This window comes from Actinacidiphila glaucinigra (assembly GCF_900188405.1).
GTDB lineage: Bacteria > Actinomycetota > Actinomycetes > Streptomycetales > Streptomycetaceae > Actinacidiphila > Actinacidiphila glaucinigra.
Map to the genome: position 1 here is coordinate 189,378 of NZ_FZOF01000006.1, position 18,221 is coordinate 207,598.

14 protein-coding genes are annotated in these 18,221 nt (G+C 73.7%); 4 read left to right on the forward strand and 10 right to left on the reverse strand.

The genetic code is table 11. From position 1 onward, the window contains the following. Positions 1-134 precede the first annotated feature (134 nt). Positions 135-1,898, reverse strand: a complete 1,764-nt coding sequence (locus CHF15_RS14385; RefSeq protein WP_089224160.1) for an ABC transporter family substrate-binding protein — start codon at positions 1,896-1,898, stop codon at positions 135-137. Positions 1,899-2,250: 352 nt separating this feature from the next. On the opposite strand from CHF15_RS14385, the gene CHF15_RS14390 reads away from it, so the two are divergent. From CHF15_RS14390 to CHF15_RS14405, 4 genes are read left to right on the forward strand one after another with little or no spacing between them, the layout of a single operon-like run. After that, positions 2,251-2,544 (forward strand): hypothetical protein, encoded by a 294-nt coding sequence (locus tag CHF15_RS14390; RefSeq protein ID WP_018561431.1) that lies wholly within the window; start codon positions 2,251-2,253, stop codon positions 2,542-2,544. 10 nt (positions 2,545-2,554) lie between these two features. Further along, positions 2,555-3,400 carry a hypothetical protein gene (locus CHF15_RS14395; protein ID WP_089224161.1) on the forward strand — a complete coding sequence of 282 codons (846 nt, stop codon included), beginning with the start codon at positions 2,555-2,557 and terminating at the stop codon, positions 3,398-3,400. Then, positions 3,400-5,355 carry a fumarate reductase/succinate dehydrogenase flavoprotein subunit gene (locus tag CHF15_RS14400; RefSeq protein WP_089224162.1) on the forward strand — a complete coding sequence of 652 codons (1,956 nt, stop codon included), beginning with the start codon at positions 3,400-3,402 and terminating at the stop codon, positions 5,353-5,355. The genes CHF15_RS14395 and CHF15_RS14400 overlap by 1 nt, the downstream gene beginning before the upstream one ends. Then, entirely contained in the window at positions 5,352-6,119 is a 768-nt protein-coding gene (locus tag CHF15_RS14405) for a succinate dehydrogenase/fumarate reductase iron-sulfur subunit (RefSeq protein WP_018561428.1), read from the forward strand. Before CHF15_RS14400 ends, CHF15_RS14405 begins: the two co-directional genes overlap by 4 nt. Positions 6,120-6,152: 33 nt before the next feature. On the opposite strand, the gene CHF15_RS14410 is transcribed toward CHF15_RS14405, so the two are convergent. From CHF15_RS14410 to CHF15_RS14445, 9 genes are all read right to left on the reverse strand, one after another. Beyond that, positions 6,153-8,771, reverse strand: a complete 2,619-nt coding sequence (locus tag CHF15_RS14410) for a SpoIIE family protein phosphatase (RefSeq protein WP_378354377.1) — start codon at positions 8,769-8,771, stop codon at positions 6,153-6,155. A gap of 145 nt (positions 8,772-8,916) precedes the next feature. Continuing rightward, positions 8,917-11,550 (reverse strand): SpoIIE family protein phosphatase, encoded by a 2,634-nt coding sequence (locus CHF15_RS14415; protein ID WP_089224164.1) that lies wholly within the window; start codon positions 11,548-11,550, stop codon positions 8,917-8,919. Positions 11,551-12,295: 745 nt separating this feature from the next. Next, complete coding sequence (locus CHF15_RS14420) at positions 12,296-12,715, reverse strand: (deoxy)nucleoside triphosphate pyrophosphohydrolase (protein WP_089224165.1); 420 nt, start codon at positions 12,713-12,715, stop codon at positions 12,296-12,298. A gap of 63 nt (positions 12,716-12,778) precedes the next feature. Then, positions 12,779-12,946, reverse strand: a complete 168-nt coding sequence (locus CHF15_RS44390) for an SPOR domain-containing protein (protein ID WP_143681566.1) — start codon at positions 12,944-12,946, stop codon at positions 12,779-12,781. Further along, complete coding sequence (locus tag CHF15_RS14425; RefSeq protein WP_089224166.1) at positions 12,943-13,380, reverse strand: RpiB/LacA/LacB family sugar-phosphate isomerase; 438 nt, start codon at positions 13,378-13,380, stop codon at positions 12,943-12,945. Before CHF15_RS14425 ends, CHF15_RS44390 begins: the two co-directional genes overlap by 4 nt. A gap of 290 nt (positions 13,381-13,670) precedes the next feature. Further along, entirely contained in the window at positions 13,671-14,426 is a 756-nt protein-coding gene (locus CHF15_RS14430) for a GntR family transcriptional regulator (RefSeq protein ID WP_089224167.1), read from the reverse strand. A gap of 90 nt (positions 14,427-14,516) precedes the next feature. Continuing rightward, on the reverse strand, positions 14,517-15,803 hold the full coding sequence (locus CHF15_RS14435) for a M14 family zinc carboxypeptidase (protein ID WP_089224168.1): 1,287 nt from the start codon (positions 15,801-15,803) through the stop codon (positions 14,517-14,519). A gap of 218 nt (positions 15,804-16,021) precedes the next feature. Further along, positions 16,022-16,993: a hypothetical protein gene (locus tag CHF15_RS14440; RefSeq protein ID WP_089224169.1), complete on the reverse strand. Its 972-nt coding sequence runs from the start codon at positions 16,991-16,993 to the stop codon at positions 16,022-16,024. A gap of 153 nt (positions 16,994-17,146) precedes the next feature. Then, positions 17,147-18,187 (reverse strand): carboxymuconolactone decarboxylase family protein, encoded by a 1,041-nt coding sequence (locus CHF15_RS14445; RefSeq protein WP_089224170.1) that lies wholly within the window; start codon positions 18,185-18,187, stop codon positions 17,147-17,149. Positions 18,188-18,221 lie beyond the last annotated feature (34 nt).

Sequence of the window (18,221 nt, forward strand, 5' to 3'; positions counted from 1 at the left end):
GGGTCCCGGCCATGACGGAGGTCACAGGCGTGTGCGCGCGGCGCACAGGGCCGGGGCCGCGACGAACGGCGTCACGGCCCCGGCCCTGTGCGGCGCCCGACGGCGCTCCCCCTGTTACTTCCTGTTATTCCCTGTTACTTCCTGAAGCCGATGTCCTGGAAGCGCGGCGTCGCGAAGCCGAAGGCGCCCGCGTTGAGGACGTCCTTGCGCAGGGCGACCAGCTCGGGGCGCTGGTAGAGGGGGATGGAGCCGGCGGCCGACCAGATGCGGGCGTCGGCGCGGGCGGCGTAGTCGCGGGCCTTGGCCGGGTCGAGCTCGCCGGCGGCCTGGTCGAAGAGCTGGTCGATGAGGTCGGTGCCGACCCGGGGGTAGTTCTGCTCGACGACCAGGGAGCCGTCCGGCGCGGGCTCGGGCTTGGCGAAGATCGGTCGGGTGTCGGTCGCCGGGAAGGGGGTGCCGGGCCAGCCGTAGAGGGCGAGGTCGAAGTCGCCGGCCGCGACGTGGTCGCGGAAGAAGCTGTCGTCGGCGACCCGCTGCAGCTCGGTGCGGACGCCGATGCCCGAGAGCATGGTGGCGATGCGGTCGCCGACCGTGTTCAGGGTCGCCGAGGACTTGGGCAGGACGAAGCGCAGCGTCAGCGCCTTGCCGTCCTTGCGCAGCACCGTCTTGGCCGGTTCGACGACGCTGACCTCGACCTTGTGCGCGGGCGCCGCCTGGTTGCGCTCCGCGGCCCCGGCGCCGCTGCGGGCCGCTCCCCCGGACCCGGGGTCCAGGGCGGTGCGCTGCCAGCCCGCTGCGGCGAGCATGGCGCGGGCGGCCTTGGTGTCGGCGGTGCCCAGAGCGGAGCTGTGGTCGGCGTACCCGGACTGGGTGAGCAGCAGCAGATGGTTGCCGAGCGGTTCGTCGGGCAGGCCGAGCGGTCCCAGCACCGCCTTGGCGATGGCCCGCCGGTCCACCGCGCGGGCCACGGCGTGCCGCACGTCCTCGTCGGCGAGCGGCCCGGTGGAACCGTTGAGCGCGAGCTGTGTGTAGGAGGCGGCACGCGTCCGGTAGACGGCCACGTTCTTGCCGGTCACGTCACGGTCGACCTCCGCCACGTCCAGCGCGCCGGAGGCGAGATCGGCGGCCCGCTGGTGTGCGGGCGTGGCGGTGAGGACCAGCTCCGACAGCTTGGCGCGGTCGCCCCACCACTTGGTGTTGCGGACCAGCGTGACGGACTTGCCGCTCGCGCTGCGGACGGAGAAGGGCCCGCCGGTCACCTTCAGCGCGCGGCGCGCCCCCTCGTTGAAGGCCTTGGCGGTGCCGGTGACGGCCTTGGGGTAGAGCGGGGTGAACAGCGACTGCCAGTCCGCGTACCGCTTCCCGAAGGTGACCTTCACCTCGTGCGCGTCCTTGCCGGCGGTGACCGAGGAGATCCGGTCGTACCCGGCGTTGCGCGCGGTCCAGTACGCGTCGTCGGCGCCGCGCAGCGCCTTCCACTGGGCGGTGAAGTCGGCGGCGCCGATCGGGCGGCCGTCGCTCCAGACCGCCTTGGGGTTCAGCCGGTACGACACGACCTGCTGCGGCTCGGTGCGCACCACCTTCGCCGACCGCAGCAGATCGGTGTCCATCTGCGGGCGGCCCTGGCCGTCCAGCCGGAAGGCGGCCGGCAGTGCGGCCCCGGCGACCAGGGAGGTGGTCTCGTTCGCCCCGGCCTGGAACGCGTTCAGGGTGCCGGGGGCCGCGTCCACGGCCCAGCGCAGGGTGCCTCCGTCGCGTACCCCGTTCCGGGGCGCCGAGGCGAGGTCGGTCCCGGCGAGGGGGTCGTCCTTGCCGGCCGTGCACCCGGCGGAGGCGGCGACCACGGCGGCGAGTGCCACGGCGGTCGCGGAGCGGATCAAGGTGGCGCTGCGGGCCATGCGTGCGTACCTCCGCGAGGGGGCCATGATCACAGGGCGGTCTATTTGCCGCTTATCGCACCTACTGAAAGCCATTTCGCGACCGGGACGCCCTCGACACGTCGCGTGCCCCCGTCCTCCCACCCGCCCGGCGCAACGCCTCGGCGGGCTCCTGCCCCCGCGCACCGGAGACCGCCCCGCACGGGTGCGCGGCCTTCGGGGGAATCGCGCGCCACGGCGCGTTCGCACCGGGCGCGCTCCACCCGTAGGTGGGAGAATCCCTGCAGATCTCTTCCCAAGCGCGACTGTGACGCGCGACACTCGCTTGGCGCCAGCGTCGTGCACCCGCAACGTGGCGGAGGTGAGGACAGCCATGTCCCTGCAGGACGAACTTGCTTCGGTACAGCGCCGGCTGGATGAACTGGGCCGGGCCGTGTCCAAGCTGGAACAGCACGTCGGCGACAGCCTGGACATGAGGCGTGTGCGTGCCGACACCAAGCACCTCAGCGACGATCTCGCGCTGCTGCGCGACAGCGTCGGCACCACCCCGGCCGGGCAGAAGCCGCGGCAGGAGATGGTGACGATCCCCGATACGCCGTACGACCCCAGTCTCTGGTCCGGCGCGGAAGACGAAGGGCTGGGGGCGCCGGACCGCCGAGCGCCCTAGGGAGTAGTCCTTGGCCACCGACACACAACCCCCCGCTCCACCGACTCCACCCGCTCCACCCGCGCGCCACGGCGTCCTTTCCGCCGGGCGCGCGGCCATTGCGGCACGACATCTGCGCACCGACCGCTGGTGGCTGCAGCCCCTGCTGACCGCGCTCGGCCTGAGCGCCTTCGTCGTCTACTCGACCTGGCGGGCCTTCGCGAACGCGTACTACTACGCCGAGCCGTACGTCTCGCCGTTCTACTCGCCCTGTCTGGGCTCGAACTGCGTGGACATGCCGCTCGGCGCCCGCTGGCCGCTCTTCGGCGAGTGGTGGGGGCTGTCCCCCGCCCTGCTGGTGCTGATCTTCCCGCTGGGCTTCCGGCTGACCTGCTACTACTACCGCAAGGCGTACTACCGAGGCTTCTGGGCCTCGCCGCCCGCCTGCGCGGTGGCCGAGCCGCACGAGAAGTACACCGGTGAGACGCGGTTCCCGCTGATCCTGCAGAACATCCACCGGTACTTCTTCTACTTCGCCATCCCGGTCGCCCTCATCCTGACCTACGACGTCGTGCTCGCCTTCCGGGACGAGCAGGGGGCGTGGGGCCACATGGGCCTGGGCACCCTGGTGCTGCTGGTGAACATCGCCCTGATCTGGGCGTACACCGCCTCGTGCCACTCCTGCCGGCACATCGTCGGCGGCCGTCTGCGGCACTTCTCCAAGCACCCGGTGCGGTACCGCATGTGGACCTGGGTGGGGAAGCTCAACTCCCGCCACATGCTTCTGGCCTGGCTGTCGCTGGTGAGCGTGGCGCTCGCCGATCTCTATGTCTACCTGGTCGCCAGTGGGGCGTTCGACGATCCGAGGTTCTTCTGATGGCACAAGTCGAACGGCACGCGTACGACGTCGTCGTGGTCGGCGCGGGCGGGGCGGGGCTGCGCGCCGCCATCGAGGCGCGCGAGCAGGGCATGCGTACCGCCGTGATCTGCAAGTCGCTCTTCGGCAAGGCGCACACCGTGATGGCCGAGGGCGGCATCGCCGCGAGCATGGCCAACGTCAATCCGCACGACAACTGGCAGGTCCACTTCCGCGACACCATGCGCGGCGGGAAGTTCCTCAACCAGTGGCGGATGGCGGAGCTGCACGCCCGGGAGGCGCCGGACCGGGTGTGGGAGCTGGAGACCTGGGGCGCGCTCTTCGACCGCACGAAGGACGGGCGGATCTCCCAGCGCAACTTCGGCGGCCACGAGTACCCGCGCCTGGCGCACGTCGGCGACCGTACGGGCCTGGAGCTGATCCGCACCCTCCAGCAGAAGATCGTCTCGCTGCAGCAGGAGGACCACCGCGAGCACGGGGACTACGAGGCCCGGCTGAAGGTCTTCCAGGAGTGCACGGTCACCCGGGTGCTCAAGGAGGACGAGGGAGGCGGGACGGAGGAGTCCGCCGGCCGGGGGCGCGGAGGGAAGGTCTCCGGCGTCTTCGGCTACGTCCGCGAGTCGGGCCGGTTCTTCGTCATCGAGGCACCCGCCGTGGTGCTGGCGACCGGCGGCATCGGCAAGTCCTTCAAGGTGACCTCGAACTCCTGGGAGTACACCGGCGACGGGCACGCGCTGGCGCTGCTGGCCGGGGCACCGCTGATCAACATGGAGTTCGTGCAGTTCCACCCGACGGGGATGGTCTGGCCGCCGTCGGTGAAGGGCATCCTCGTCACCGAGTCGGTCCGCGGCGACGGCGGGGTGCTGCGCAACTCCGAGGGCAAGCGGTTCATGTTCGACTACGTCCCGGACGTCTTCAAGGAGAAGTACGCGCAGAGCGAGGACGAGGGCGACCGCTGGTACGAGGACCCGGACAACAACCGCCGGCCGCCCGAGCTGCTCCCCCGGGACGAGGTGGCCCGCGCGATCAACTCCGAGGTCAAGGCCGGCCGCGGCTCCCCGCACGGCGGGGTGTTCCTGGACGTCTCGACCCGGCTGTCCGCCGAGGTCATCCGGCGCAAACTGCCGTCGATGCACCACCAGTTCAAGGAGCTGGCGGACGTCGACATCACCGCCGAGGCCATGGAGGTCGGCCCCACCTGCCACTACGTGATGGGCGGTGTGGACGTCGACCCGGACACGGCGGCGGCGACCGGGGTACCGGGGCTGTTCGCCGCGGGCGAGGTGGCCGGCGGCATGCACGGCTCCAACCGGCTGGGCGGCAACTCACTGTCCGACCTGCTGGTCTTCGGGCGCCGGGCGGGCCTGCACGCGGCCGAGTACACGGCCGGGCTCGGCGGCGCACGTCCGGCCGTCGTGGAGTGGCAGGTCGACGCCGCCGCCGCCGAGGCGCTGCGGCCGTTCAGCGCCGAGGCCGAGACCGTACCGGACGGCGTCCCGGAGAACCCGTACACGCTCCACCAGGAGCTGCAGCAGACGATGAACGACCTGGTCGGCATCATCCGCCGGCAGGGCGAGATGGAGGAGGCGCTGACCCGGCTGGACGCCCTGCGGGTGCGGGCCCGGCGGGCCGGCGTCGAGGGGCACCGGCAGTTCAACCCGGGCTGGCACCTCGCCATCGACCTGCGGAACATGCTGCTGGTGAGCGAGTGCGTGGCCCGGGCGGCGCTGGAGCGCACGGAGTCCCGGGGCGGTCACACCCGGGACGACCACCCGGCGATGGACCGCCGCTGGCGCAAGCTCAACCTGGTCTGCGAACTCTCCGATCCGGCCGACGCGTTCGGCGAGGTGTCGGTCGGGCGGCGTGAGATGGACCCGATCCGGCCCGACCTGCTCGCGCTCTTCGAGAAGGACGAGTTGCTCAAGTACCTGACGGACGAGGAGCTGGACCGGTGAGCACGTACACGGCGCACTTCAGGGTCTGGCGCGGCGACGCGGACGGCGGCGGGCTGCGGGACTACCGGGTCGAGGTCCACGACGGCGAGGTGGTCCTCGACATCATCCACCGGCTGCAGGCCACCCAGGCGGGCGACCTGGCGGTGCGCTGGAACTGCAAGGCCGGCAAGTGCGGCTCGTGCAGCGCGGAGGTCAACGGCAGGCCGCGGCTGATGTGCATGACCCGCATGTCGGTGTTCGGCCGGGACGAGACCATCACGGTCACGCCGATGCGGACCTTCCCCGTGGTGCGGGACCTGGTGACGGACGTGTCCTTCAACTACGACAAGGCGCGGGAGGTGCCGTCCTTCGTCCCGCCCGAGGGGGTGGCACCGGGCGAGTACCGGATGCTCCAGGAGGACGTGGAGCGCTCGCAGGAGTTCCGCAAGTGCATCGAGTGCTTCCTGTGCCAGGACACCTGCCACGTGGTCCGTGACCACGAGGAGAACAAGAAGGCCTTCGCGGGTCCGCGCTTCCTGATGCGGGTGGCGGAGCTGGACATGCACCCGCTGGACGCGGCGGAGGAGCAGGGCCTGGACCGCAAGCGGTCGGCGCAGGACGAGCACGGGCTCGGATACTGCAACATCACCAAGTGCTGCACCGAGGTCTGCCCCGAGCACATCAAGATCACCGACAACGCGCTCATCCCGCTCAAGGAGCGCGCGGTGGACCGCAAGTACGACCCGCTGGTCTGGCTCGGCGACAAGATCCGGCGCAGGACCTGAGCCCCCGGTTCTCCCCCGTGGTGGAGGCGCTGCTCAGAAGAGGCTGAGCAGCGCCTCTATCGTGTCCTCGCCCGTGCTGCCCCCGCCGTCCGAGGGCAGGTCCAGCTCGAACCAGACGGTCTTGCCGCGGTGGGTGCGGCGCGAGCCCCAGCGGGTGCTGAGCAGGGAGACCAGTTGCAGTCCGCGGCCGCCCTCGTCGGTGGCGCGGGCCCGCCGGCGGCGCGGCTGGGCGAGGGCGTCGTCCCAGACCTCGCAGACCAGTGTGCGGTCGCGCAGCAGGCGCAGCCGGATGTCGCCCTGGCCGTGCCGCAGCGCGTTGGTGACCAGTTCGCTGACGAGCAGTTCGGTGGTGTCGACCAGCGCGGCCAGGTCCCAGGAGACCAGGCACTCGCGGGCGAGCTCGCGGGCGCGGGCCACGGAGCGGGGGTTGGGCTCCAGCGTCCAGTCCCCGACGGAGTCGGCGGGCAGGCCGTGGACGCGGGCCATGAGCAGGGCGATGTCGTCCTCGCCGTGGGCGGTGTCGAGCCGGGCGAGTATGTGGTCGCAGACGTCCTCCAGCGGGCGCTGGGGTTCGTCCAGCGCGGCGCGGAAGGCACGCAGGCCCTCGTCGAGCGGGTGGTTGCGGGACTCGACGAGACCGTCGGTGTAGAGGGCGAGGAGGGCGCCGTCCGGCAGGTCGACCTCGACCTCCTCGAAGGGCTCGCCGCCGACGCCCAGCGGCATGCCGGTGGGCACCTCCAGCATCATGGCCTGCTCGCCGGGTTCGACGAGGACCGGCGGCAGGTGGCCGGCGTTGGCGATGGTGACCCGGCGGGTGATGGCGTCGTAGACGGCGTACACACAGGTGGCGAGGTAGACCTCGGACAGGTCCGAGCCGTCGCCCCCCTTGCCGCGCCGGCTGCTGCGGCCGTCGCCGCTGCCGCCGAGCCCGCGGGCGACCTCGTCGAGGGCGGAGAGCACGTCGGCGGGTTCGATGTCCAGCAGCGCCAGGGTGCGTACGGCGGTGCGCAGTTCGCCCATGGCGACGGCGGCGCGCAGACCGCGGCCCATCACGTCGCCGACGACGAGCGCGGTGCGGTGGCCGGGGAGTTCGATGACGTCGAACCAGTCGCCGCCGACCTCGGTCTCCATGTTGCCGGGCAGATAGCGGCAGGCGATGTCGAGTCCGGCGGCCTCGGGGTTGCCGGGCGGGAGCAGGCTGCGCTGCAGGATGAGGGCGCGTTCGTGCTCGCGCCGGTAGAGCCGGGCGTTGTCGATGAAGACGGCGGCGCGCGCGGCGAGTTCCTCGGCGAGCATCCGGTCGCGCTCGGAGAAGGGCTCACTGCCCTTGGCGCGGGCGAACTGGACCAGGCCCAGCACGGTGTCGCGGGCGACGACGGGCACGGCGAGGGTGGACTGCACCAGGCCCCCGCCGAGTTCGCCGAGCTCCACCTCCCCGTCGCCGGCGTCGGCGCCTATGACCTGGGTCTGGGCGGTGCGCAGGGCGCCCGCCCAGGGCGAGTTGAAGGGGTAGCGGTGGACGGCGCCCACCGAGACCGGGCCGCCCGCGTGGCCGCCGTCCAGCGGGGTCACGGGCGCGTCGGAGACGGCGCTGGCGAAGGCGACCCGGCGGACCTCGCCGCTGCCGTCGGCGGTGCCGACCGGGCCCTCCTCGCCGACCAGGAGCGCCTGGTAGAGGTCGACCGAGGCCAGGTCGCAGAAGTGCGGCACGGCGACGTCGAGCAGTTCGCGGGCGGTGGTCTCCAGGTCCAGGGAGCTGCCGATGCGCCGGCTGGCCTCGTTGAGCAGGGCGAGGTTGCGGCGGGTGTGCGCGGCCTCCCGCTCGGCGCGCTGGCGTCCGGTGACGTCCTGGGCGACGCCGGCGACGCCGATGGGCCGTCCGCTGCCGCTGTGCAGCCGGTACAGGGAGATCGCCCAGCGCCTGCGGTTGTTGGTGCCGGACCCCGAGGGGACGGTGCCGACGATCGTCATGTCCAGGACCGGGTCGCCGCTGTCCAGCACCTGCTTGAGGGCGGCGGTGAGCCGGTCCGCCTCGACGCGGGAGAGGAAGTCGTGCGGGGTGCGGCCGCGGTGGTCGCCGGGGTTGCGGCCGAAGACGGTGGAGAAGCGCTGGTTGACGCGGAGCAGCTTGAGGTTGGTGTCGAAGAGGATGAAGCCCATCGGCGACTGGCCGAACACCGCCTGCGAGGAGGCGAGGTCGGTCTCGATCTGGCGCAGCACGCGGACGTCCACGGCGATGCAGAGCGCCCCGCGCCGGCCCGTCTCGCTCCGCGAGGGCATGACGTAGACCTCGGCCAGGCCCTCCTGGCCGGCCTTGTCGCGGTACGGCACGGTGCCGATCCACTCGCGCCCGTCGAGGATCTCCGCGACCCGCTCGTGCGCCCGGGTGCGCTGGTCCTCGGGGACGAAGGCGGTGATGGGGTCCTGACCGAGCGCCTCGGACGCGGATACGCCGAAGAACTCCTCGGCGCGCTCGCTCCACTGCTCGATCCGCCCGTCGGGGCCGAGGGAGAACGAGGCCACCCGGATGTAGTCGTAGAGGGAGCCGGGCGGACTGGACTGCCAGGCGCTCTGTGTCACGGCCTCAGCGTTCCGGGGCCCAACAACCCCCGACGGCTCATCGCTCACGCCCGACCCCTCCAGCTCACACATACGGACCGGCTGGTGCCGAGTATTCAGCATTACCCCCGTTCCGCACATGCACTTGTCGATCACAGCATCATCTCGAGGCGTACGAATTCCGCCGACGCCCCACTTCAACTACCCTGCTCCGGGCCGCCGAACCGTGCGTGACCGGTCATCCGCGGAGGCCGCCGGCGGGGGTCGCCGCGGCGGGGAGGGCGAGCTCGAACCAGACCGTCTTGCCCTGCGGGCCGTGCCGGGTGCCCCAGCGCCGGGAGGTGCGGGCGACCAGTTGCAGCCCGCGGCCGCCCTCGTCGTCCTCGCCCGCGGCGCGCCGGCGGGGCGGGTCGGGCAGCGGGTCGGAGACCTCGACCAGGAGCGAGGTGCCGCGCACCATCCGCACCCCGATGGGCCCGCGGGCGTACCGCAGGGAGTTGGTGACGAGTTCGCTGACGAGCAGCACGGTGACGTCGGTGAGCTCGCGCAGCCCCCACCGCGCCAGGGTGTCCGTCACGTTCCGCCGGGCACGGCGTACGGCGCTCGGCTCGGCCGTGAACACCCAGTGGGCCGTGCTGCCCTCCGGGAGGCCGCCGAGGCGGGCCATGAGCAGGGCCACGTCGTCGGGTTCGCGGCCCTGGGCGAGGGTGGCCAGCAGGTCGTCGCAGGCCTGCTCCAGGGAGCGCAGCGGCCGGCGGGCGAGCACCGACCGCAGCCGGTCCATGCCGACCCCGATGTCCTCGCCGCGCGCCTCGACCAGCCCGTCGGTGTAGAGCACGAGGACGGAGGCGTCGGGCACGTCGAGCTCGACGGACTCGAAGTCGACGCCGCCGACGCCCAGCGGCACGCCGGCTGGGGACTCCAGCAGCCGGGCCCGGCCGCCCCCGTGGGTCGCGGGCTCCACCAGGACGGGCGGCGGATGCCCGGCGCGGGCCACGGCGAGCCGCCGGGTGGAGGGGTCGTAGACGGCGTACACGCAGGTCGCCGTCCAGCCCTCGGCGGTGCCCGCGGCGAGGTCGTCACCGAGGTCGTCGACGCGGCGCAGCAGTTCCTCCGGCGCCATCTCCAGCGCGGCCAGGGTCCGCACGGCGGTGCGCAGCCGGCCCATCGTGGCGGCGGCGCGCAGCCCGTGGCCGACGACGTCCCCGACGACGAGGGCGACCCGCCCGCCGGCGAGCGGGATGACGTCGAACCAGTCGCCGCCGGCGGCCGCCCCGCTGCTGCCGGGGACGTAGCGGAAGGCGAGGTCGACGCCGGGCGGCTCGGGCACGCTCCGCGGCAGCAGGCTGCGCTGCAGCATCAGGGCGCCCTCGCGTTCGCGGATGTAGAGGCGGGCGTTGTCCAGGGCGGCCGCGGAGCGGTCGCACAGCTCCATGGCGAGTTCGACGTCGTCCTGGTCGAAGGGTTGCCGGCCGCCGGCGCGGCTGACGACCAGCAGCCCGAGGACGATGCCGCGGGCGCGCAGCGGGGCGACCAGCAGCGAGTGGATGCCGAGGTCCAGGGCGGCCTGCACCTTGGGGTCGCCGGGGAAGGTGGCGACGGAGTCGCGCAGTTCGTCCGCGCCGCGCACCAGGGCGGGCCGCGCGCTGTGCAGCACGGAGCCGAAGACGGACGCCCGGTCGACCTGGATGACCTTGCCGATGCCGATCATCCGGTCGACCGCGGGGCCCTCCTTGATCGCCCCGATGCCGAGCTGGCGCATCTCCGTGCGCTCCCCGTACAGGGCGCCGGGCAGCTCCCCGCCGTCCGGCACGGCCGCGTGCAGGATCACCCCGCTGTAGTCGCTGAACCGCGGGACGACGGTCCTGGCCAGCTGCTCGGCGATGCGCCGTACGTCCAGCAGGTCCGCCAGGCGCGAGCCGACGTCGTTGAGCAGGGCCAGCCGGCGCCGGGTGCGCTCGATCTTCTCGGCGCTCTGCTGGCGCTCCGTCACGTCCATCACGCTGCAGCTGATCCCCAGCACCCGGCCCGCGCGGTCCTCCAGCCGGTGGTACGACACCGAGCGCCAGCCGCCGGACGGTCCGGGCACGACGACGTCGATGACCGGGCGGCCGGTGGCGAGCACGTGCCGCTGGAGGGTGGTGAGCTCGTCGGCGGCCCCGGCGGTCACGATCTCCTCGACGCGGTGGCCGAGGGTCTGCGCGGCGGGGACCTCGTTCATCCGCGTCAGGGCGTCGTTGACACGGACGTAGCGCAGCTCGGTGTCGAAGATCGCGACGCCCAGGGGCGAGGAGTCGAAGAGCGAGTCCAGTGCCGCCAGGTCGTGCTCCATGCCGCGGATCCGGCTGGTCTCGGCGATCGACACCAGGACGAAGGGCCGGCCGTCGCCGTCCACGAGGAGCGAGGCCCGCGCCTCGACCTGCACCCGGTGGCCGTCGCGGTGCCGGACGGAAAGCACGCCGTCCCAGTGGCCGGTGCGCAGCAGTTCGGCCAGGATCGGCTCGACGGGGCCGGGGCGGGGCACGGAGGCCGTCCGGCGCCCGGCGGGCGCGGCTTTCCCGGGCCGCTCCGCCCGCCCGCCGTCCTCGGCGGGGTCGAGCAGGGTGGAGACCCGGCGGCCCACGACCTTCTCGCCGGGCCAGCCGAGCATCTCCTCCGCGAGGGGGCTCCAGAGCAGGACCCGGCCCGAGGTGTCGAGGATGACGACGGCCGGCCGCAGGGTGTCCATCAGCGTCCCGGAGCCGGTGGGCCCGCCCGCCGCCGGTCCCGGGGATCCGGGCCGGAGCCCGGCGTGGGCGCGCTCGCGCGCGGCCGGGGACTCGGGGTGTCCCGGGTCCTCGCCCTTCGCAGTGCCGCCCTCGCTCCCGCTCACGTGTGGGGACCCCAGACCATTGCAGGGCCACCGGCTCGGGGCCGGCCGACCGCCTACGGATCAATCCCCACATACCCGATATTCCGCGCTGCGTATCCCGCACGGGGTCCGTCTCCGGCTCTCCCACCGTCTCGCGCCCTTCGGGCGCAAAGCGGCGGGCTGTGGATGGGAGGGTGGGGCCGGAGCCCTCGTGGCAGTGTGCGGGTCCGGGGGTGGCGGGGGTTCGGGCTCCGGAGCGGATGGCGTTTCCGGCGGCGCGGGTCTCGTTGCCGTCCGCGGGTACAGAGGGCCGGTGGCCACGCCCACTCTTCGTGGGTGGCGCGCCCGCCGTAACCGGCGTCTGCGGGTGCTTCCCCGACAGGCACGGGGCTCGGTGCGTGGTCTGCCGGGATCGGGCTCTGTTCCGCCGACATAGTCGGCGAAAGCGGGCCCGATGTCCCGCCCACCCCTCACCAGCACCTCCAATCAGCCGCAGACGCCGGTCACGGCGGGCGCGCCCACCAGCGGCAGTAGGCGTGGAAGCGGCCATCTGCACCCGCGGACGGCAACGAGACCCCAGCCACCGGACACGCGACCGCTCCGGAGCCTGAACCCCCGCCGCCCACCGGCCCGCACCCTGCGGTGAAGCCCCGGGCCCCCACCCTCCCCTCCGCAGCCCGCATCTTTGCGCCCGAAGGGCGCGAGACGGACCCGCACCCGACCACCCACCCCGCCCGTCGACCCGGTGCGTGCCGGGTGGGTGCGGTCAGCCCCGGGTCGGGCCCCGGTCGGCGGCCCGGGCCGCCGCCCAGGCGGCCGCGGGACGGTCCTGGTCGAGCCAGTCGACCTCGTCGAGGCGGTCGGGGGTGAGCCAGCGCAGCTCGTCGTGGTCCTCCAGGGGCCGCGGCTCCCCGGAGAGGATGCGGGCGGTCCACACCTGCAGGACGTAGCCCGGCTTGAGCGGCCACTCGCCGGGGACCCGTTCCAGCGCCTCGGCCTCCACGCCCAGTTCCTCGCGCAGTTCCCGGATCAGCGCCTGCGGCGCCGTCTCGCCCGCCTCGAGCTTGCCGCCGGGCAGCTCCCAGCGCCCCGCCAGCTCCGGCGGCGCGCTGCGCCGCGCCGCGAGCAGCCTGCCGTGGTCGAGCACGGCCGCGCCGACCACCACCGTCACGTCGTGCGTCGTCATGGGCGGCACCCTATCCGGGCGTCTGTCCCCGTCGGCTCCTGCGGCGGCTCCCGGGGCGGACGGCTAGGACGCGCGCCGGTCGATCCGCTCGACGAGGTAGAGCTGCTTGTGGCCGCGCGCGTCGAGGGTGTCGGCGACGCGTTCGGCCTCCTGCCGGGTGGCGTAGCGGCCGACCCGGTAGCGGTTGCCGTTGTCGTCCTGACGTATGACGACCCAGACCAGCTCGCTCATCGGATCTCCTCCAGGTGCGCCACGTTGGCCCGGTCGTCGTCCTCGCCGCTCGGGGCGCCGGCGAACCAGGCGTCGAGGATCTCCCTGAGCAGGGGTTCGCTGGTCAGACGCAGGCTCAGGGCGAGGGCGTTGGCGTCGTTCCACTTGCGGGCGCCGTCCGCGGAGTACGCGTCGGCGCAGAGGGCGGCGCGGACTCCGGGCACCTTGTTGGCGGCGATGGACGCTCCCGTGCCCGTCCAGCAGCACACGACGGCCTGGTCGGCGCGGCCCTCCGCGAGGTCCCGGGCGGCGCTCTCCGCGCTCCAGGCCCAGTCCTTGCGGTCGCCGGCGCGCAGGGCGCCATAGGCCATCACGGTGTGGCCGCGGCGGCGCAGTTCGTCGACGAGCAGCCGCGCAACCGGCTCGTCCATGTCCGAGGAAACGGCGATGCGCATATGCCGGAGCCTACGCCCGAACGTGACGCGCCGGACACGTTCGGGCAGTATTCGACTCGATCGGGCCATGTTCGATTGGGAGTTGACTCAGAAGGGGCTCTTGTCCGCGCCGTTCGCGCATCGGCGTGCGCCCCGGCGCCGCCCCGCACGGCCCGCGCACCGCCGGCGCCGCGCCGGCACCCGGCCCACCAGCGGGCTTGCCGGCGACGGCGCACAAGGGGCGCGGCCCGCGGTACGGACCCGGACCCGGCCGCCCCACCCCGCCGGCGCCGCCCGGCGTCCGGGCGGGGTCACTTCACCGGCATCCGGTACGACACCCGGTAGCGGTCGGCCGGGATGACGAGGTCCGCGGTCTCGACGGGCAGCCCCGACGCGTAGTACGTACGGCGGATCTCGATGACCACGTGCCCGGGCACCCCGCCCAGCACCGCGGTCTCCTCCGCGAGCCCGGGCCGGGCGCCGACGTCCTCGGCCACGTTGTCGACCACGACGTCGAGCGCGGCCATGCGCTCCACCACTCCCTGCCCGGCCAACGGGCCCTCCTCCGGCAGCAGGACGGGCGAGCGGCCGGTCACCGACAGCGGCTCCCACGAGGTGGCGAGCATCATCGGCTCGCCCTCCGTCCGGTAGAGGTAGCGCGTGCGCATCACGCGGTCGCCGGGCTTGATGCCCAGCCTCTCGGCGATGCGCGCGGTGGCCGTGTCCTGGAAGCTGTTCGACTCCCAGGTGCCCTTGAAGCCCTCGTCGGCCTGCTCCTGACGGAACGGCGTCGCCTGGCCGCTGCCCGGCCGGTAGCCCGTGCGCACGACCAGCCGAGGGTCGGGGCGCTCGCGCACATACGTGCCGGAGCCGGACCGGCCCTCGACGAAGCCCTCGGCCATCAGCACCTTGCGGGCTTCCAGGGCGACGGTGTCCGACACCCCGTACTCCGCGCGGATGCGTGCCTGCGACGGCAGGCGGGTGTGCGGTGGGAGGCTGCCGTCGAGGATCTTCCGGCGGAGATCCTCGGCGACGCGCAGGTACGCGGGCTGCTCACCGAAAGGCACGTGCCCCTCCCTCGGGTTGACTGTGTGCAACAGCTTGACAACTCAGGGTTGCCACCCGCAAGCCTTCCGCAGGGCTTTACCCGTGTCGCGTCACCCGGGCAGCAGATCGAAGGCCGCGAGAACCACCCTCGCGTGCTGCTCCGCCTGCTGGCGCACCGGGATCCAGCGGGCCCGGTGCGCCGTCTCGTACGCCTCGCACCACTCCGCCACCAGCCGCTCCAGCAGTTCCCGTACGGCGGCCACCGGGGCGGGCGGGAGTTCCGCCGTACGCACCACCCGCAGCAGCATCGCGGCGGCGCGCAACGGCAGTCGCTGCGCGTAGATCTCGACGCTGCTGACCCGGGCCCGGGTCATCGCGGGCAGCGGCGGAGCGGCGGCCGTGCGCAGCGCCGGGTCCCAGTCCGCGGCGAGCGCCGGGCCGACCGCGACGATCTCCTGCGCGGCGCGCAGCAACGGCCCGCCGTCATCGGGCAGGTGCGGCCGGACCTCCCCGATGAGCCCGCCGACCAGCAGGCTGGCGCGGCGCAGCGCCTCCCCCGCCGTGCGCAGCGCGTGCTCGGCACTCGGGTGCGGCGAGGTGTCGGCGGCGCGGTCGCACGCCCACATGGGCACCTCGGCGATCGCGGTGACCCCGCCGTACCGGTGGGCGTACGTCCAGGTGGAGTTGGACGCGTCCTCGCGCGGGCCGCCGGGCGGCGGCAGCACGTACACCCCGGGACCGGGGCTCGGCCAGTGGAAGGCGTCGGAGGAACCGGCCTCCAGGGGGATGTCGAACTCGGCGGCGGACTTGGCGATCCGCTCCGCGAGCCGCGGGATGTCCCGGGTCACCTGGATGAAGGTGCCGCCCACGTCGATGCCGTGCAGCGAGCACTGCAGCACCGGCCGCAGTTCGTCGATGACCCCGATCAGCGCCCGGGTCTCGGGCAGTGCCCCGTCCAGCGTGCCGTCGTCCGGCAGCCACTCGGGCTGCTCCGCGGCGCGCGGGCGGAAGAAGTGCCGGTAGTGGCCGAGCATGGTGAACCGGGCGTCCGGGACGGCCTCGTTGAGCCGGGCGCCGTCCGGGTCCGCGCAGAGCAGGAAGTGCCAGGCGGCGTCGGTGCCGTCGCGCAGCACGGGGTCGGCGGTGACCCGCCGGGCCAGCAGCAGCGCGGTGGCGCCGCCGACCATCTCGTTGGCGTGCGGGCCGGCCACCACCAGGACGTTGCGCGTTCCGTGCCCGACCGAGAGCAGCAGCAGCGGCTCCCCGGCCCGGGACAGGCCCACCGTCCGCAGCCGGCAGACGTCGGGACGGCGGAGCACCAGGGCCCTGGCCGCCGCGGCGACCTCGTCCACGGTCGGGTAGCGCTCGCCGACAGCGGTGTCCCCCCGAGATGTCATGCAGCCCCCCGCCTCGGTCCCTACGGTCAGGTTCGGATTGTTCCAATCCGTACGGAGCCGGGGCTAGGCCCTGTCGTCAAAGTGGCTCCTCCCGGCCGGATGCGGGGGGAGCCACCGCGGCGACGGGGGTCTCGAGCGTGTCGGGCGGCGGTCCGGCCCGACACGACGGAGGGGTACGGCTGCGTCGGCAGCCGTACCCCTCCTCCGCTCGGCGGGTGTCAGTGCCGGCGGGCGGCCTGGCGGCGACGGGTCGCGAGGACCACACCGCCACCGGCGGCCAGCAGCACGGCCGCGGCGGCCGAGAGCATGCCCACGTTGCCGCTGCCGGTCTCGGCGAGGTCGCCCGAGCCGCCGTTGGGGGACTCGGAGGTCTCGGCCTCGACGGACTCGGACGCCGAGGCGGACGCCGACGCCGACGCCGACTCCGAGGCGGGGGCGGTGGCCGAGGGGGTCTCGGTCGCGGCGGGGGTGGTCTCCTCGCCGCCGGCCGGGGTGGTCTCGTCACCGGCGGGGGTGGTCTCGTCGCCCGAGGGGGTGGTCGGGGTGGAGGTGGCGGGGGTGGACGGGACGGTCTGCGTGGTGCAGTCCTTCGTGCCGCCGTTCCACCAGGCGATCTTCTTGTCGCCGATGACCGCGTGGTTCGGGCCCTCGGGCAGGTCGCCGTGCTCGTAGCCGTCGTTGGCGTCCAGGACGCCGTCGTACTTCTTGTTGCCGTAGTACAGGTCGATCTGCGCGAAGCAGGTGACGTCCGGCACGGCCACGTCCAGCGTGTCGGTGCCGGTGGTGATCTTCACGGTGTCCCAGTCGTGGAACACCTGCTTGCCGGAGGTCTGGAAGGTGGCACCGTGGGTGCGGTAGGAGGCGAGGGACACGGTGCAGGACGCGGAGCCGTCCGCGACCCGGACCTTGACGTGGACCTTGCCGTCCTCGCCGGGCTTGAGGTTGACGTCGTCGACCTTGACCGACGGGTACCAGGCCGTGCCGTCGAGCGAGAACTCGCAGCGGTCGGTGGAGGTCTTGGTGCCGCCGCCCTGGCCGGGCTTGTAGCCGTGGTGGCCACCGCGGTCCCAGCCCTTGCCGCCCGGGCAGTCGCCGGCCCAGGCGGAGGTGGCACCCACGGCGGTGAGGGCGACGGCCGCGGCGCTCACGCCCAGCAGCCGTCCGACGGTGACACGTCGCGATATGGACATGCAGAAACCCAATCTTGGCGTTGCGTGGCCCGGCAGGCGCGGCTGACGGCGGCTCTCCCCGTACGTGAGCAGGCCGAGGCGTCACCGGGCGAGTGGTCGAAGTGCACACGGGGCTCATCGGCCCCAGTGGCACCACGCATCGTCGTGGCTCTGTCAATGGGCTGTCAACCTGGGGCGGTGCAAAGGCTCGTGGACCGAGGTCTCGATCCGGCACACCGCGGCCATGGCGCCGAAGGCCAGCACCCGCACCAGATCGGCGTCGTAGGGGTCCGGATCGGCGATCCGCCAGGCCTCCGCGTCCGCCTCGGTGATCCGGTACGGGGCGAGGGCGGCGAGCAGCGCCAGCCGGGCGCCGGGGCGTTGGGCGGCGGGCACCCCGGCGAGCACCGCGGCGGTCCGGTCGCCGCCCAGCGGCTCGGGAGTGCCGTCCCAGGCGTCCACGGCGGCCACCACCGCCTCCCGGGCGGCGTCGCCGAGCCGTCCCCCTCCCACGGCGGCCGCCCGCCGCAGCGCGGCGAAGGCGGTGCCCACCGGGGCGTCCTCGGCCCACTGCGGCGCGGGGCCGGCCGGGCCGCGCAGCAGGGGCAGGCTGGCCCCGGGCGGCAGGGGCCTGCGGACGGTACGGGCCAGTGCCCGGCCACCGAGGCTGCGCACCAGCCGCAGCCGCTGCAGCCCGCCGGGCAGCAGGTCCTCGGTCAGCAGCGCGGACACCATCCGGTTGACGAAGTGGAAGGCGAGGGCGGTGCCGATGAACTCCGGTGCGTCCCGCGGGCCGAAGGGGCGCACCGCGGCCCCCGGAGCGCCGGGGTTCGCGGTCGCCCTGCCCCAGGCGACCAGCGCGGCCCGGCCGGGGTCGTCCGGCGTGCCTCCGCGGGCGACCGTCTCGGCGAGGCGGTGGTCACCGGTGGCGTGCAGCAGGACGGTGTGCGCGTCCACGCAGAAGGGGCAGCGGTTCGCGGCCGACACCCCCAGGGCGACCAGCTCCTTGTCGGTGCGCGGGACCCGGCCGGCGAGCAGCGACTCGCGCAGCACGGCCCAGGTCGCCGCGAGCAGGTCGGGGGCGGCGGACAGCGCGACGAAGGTCGGGGCGTGGCCGACGCCGAAGTCGGCGGTGAGCTGGGCGTAGACCTCGGCGGTCCGGCCGGTGGCGTCGCCGGGCGGCGCGGGAGTGGTGAGACGGAAGGGCGTGGCCATGGCCGGGCCTCCTCGCTGGACGGCTCGTGGACGG

What these genes read in the sequence shown, in the direction of transcription:
- CHF15_RS14400 (WP_089224162.1), top strand. Translation starts at nt 3,400, where the DNA reads ATGGCACAAGTCGAACGGCACGCGTACGACGTCGTCGTGGTCGGCGCG.
- CHF15_RS14410 (WP_378354377.1), bottom strand. Translation starts at nt 8,771, where the DNA reads ATGTGTGAGCTGGAGGGGTCGGGCGTGAGCGATGAGCCGTCGGGGGTT.
- CHF15_RS14385 (WP_089224160.1), bottom strand. Translation starts at nt 1,898, where the DNA reads ATGGCCCGCAGCGCCACCTTGATCCGCTCCGCGACCGCCGTGGCACTC.
- CHF15_RS14390 (WP_018561431.1), top strand. Translation starts at nt 2,251, where the DNA reads ATGTCCCTGCAGGACGAACTTGCTTCGGTACAGCGCCGGCTGGATGAA.
- CHF15_RS44390 (WP_143681566.1), bottom strand. Translation starts at nt 12,946, where the DNA reads ATGAGCGAGCTGGTCTGGGTCGTCATACGTCAGGACGACAACGGCAAC.
- CHF15_RS14425 (WP_089224166.1), bottom strand. Translation starts at nt 13,380, where the DNA reads ATGCGCATCGCCGTTTCCTCGGACATGGACGAGCCGGTTGCGCGGCTG.
- CHF15_RS14440 (WP_089224169.1), bottom strand. Translation starts at nt 16,993, where the DNA reads ATGTCCATATCGCGACGTGTCACCGTCGGACGGCTGCTGGGCGTGAGC.
- CHF15_RS14445 (WP_089224170.1), bottom strand. Translation starts at nt 18,187, where the DNA reads ATGGCCACGCCCTTCCGTCTCACCACTCCCGCGCCGCCCGGCGACGCC.
- CHF15_RS14420 (WP_089224165.1), bottom strand. Translation starts at nt 12,715, where the DNA reads ATGACGACGCACGACGTGACGGTGGTGGTCGGCGCGGCCGTGCTCGAC.
- CHF15_RS14435 (WP_089224168.1), bottom strand. Translation starts at nt 15,803, where the DNA reads ATGACATCTCGGGGGGACACCGCTGTCGGCGAGCGCTACCCGACCGTG.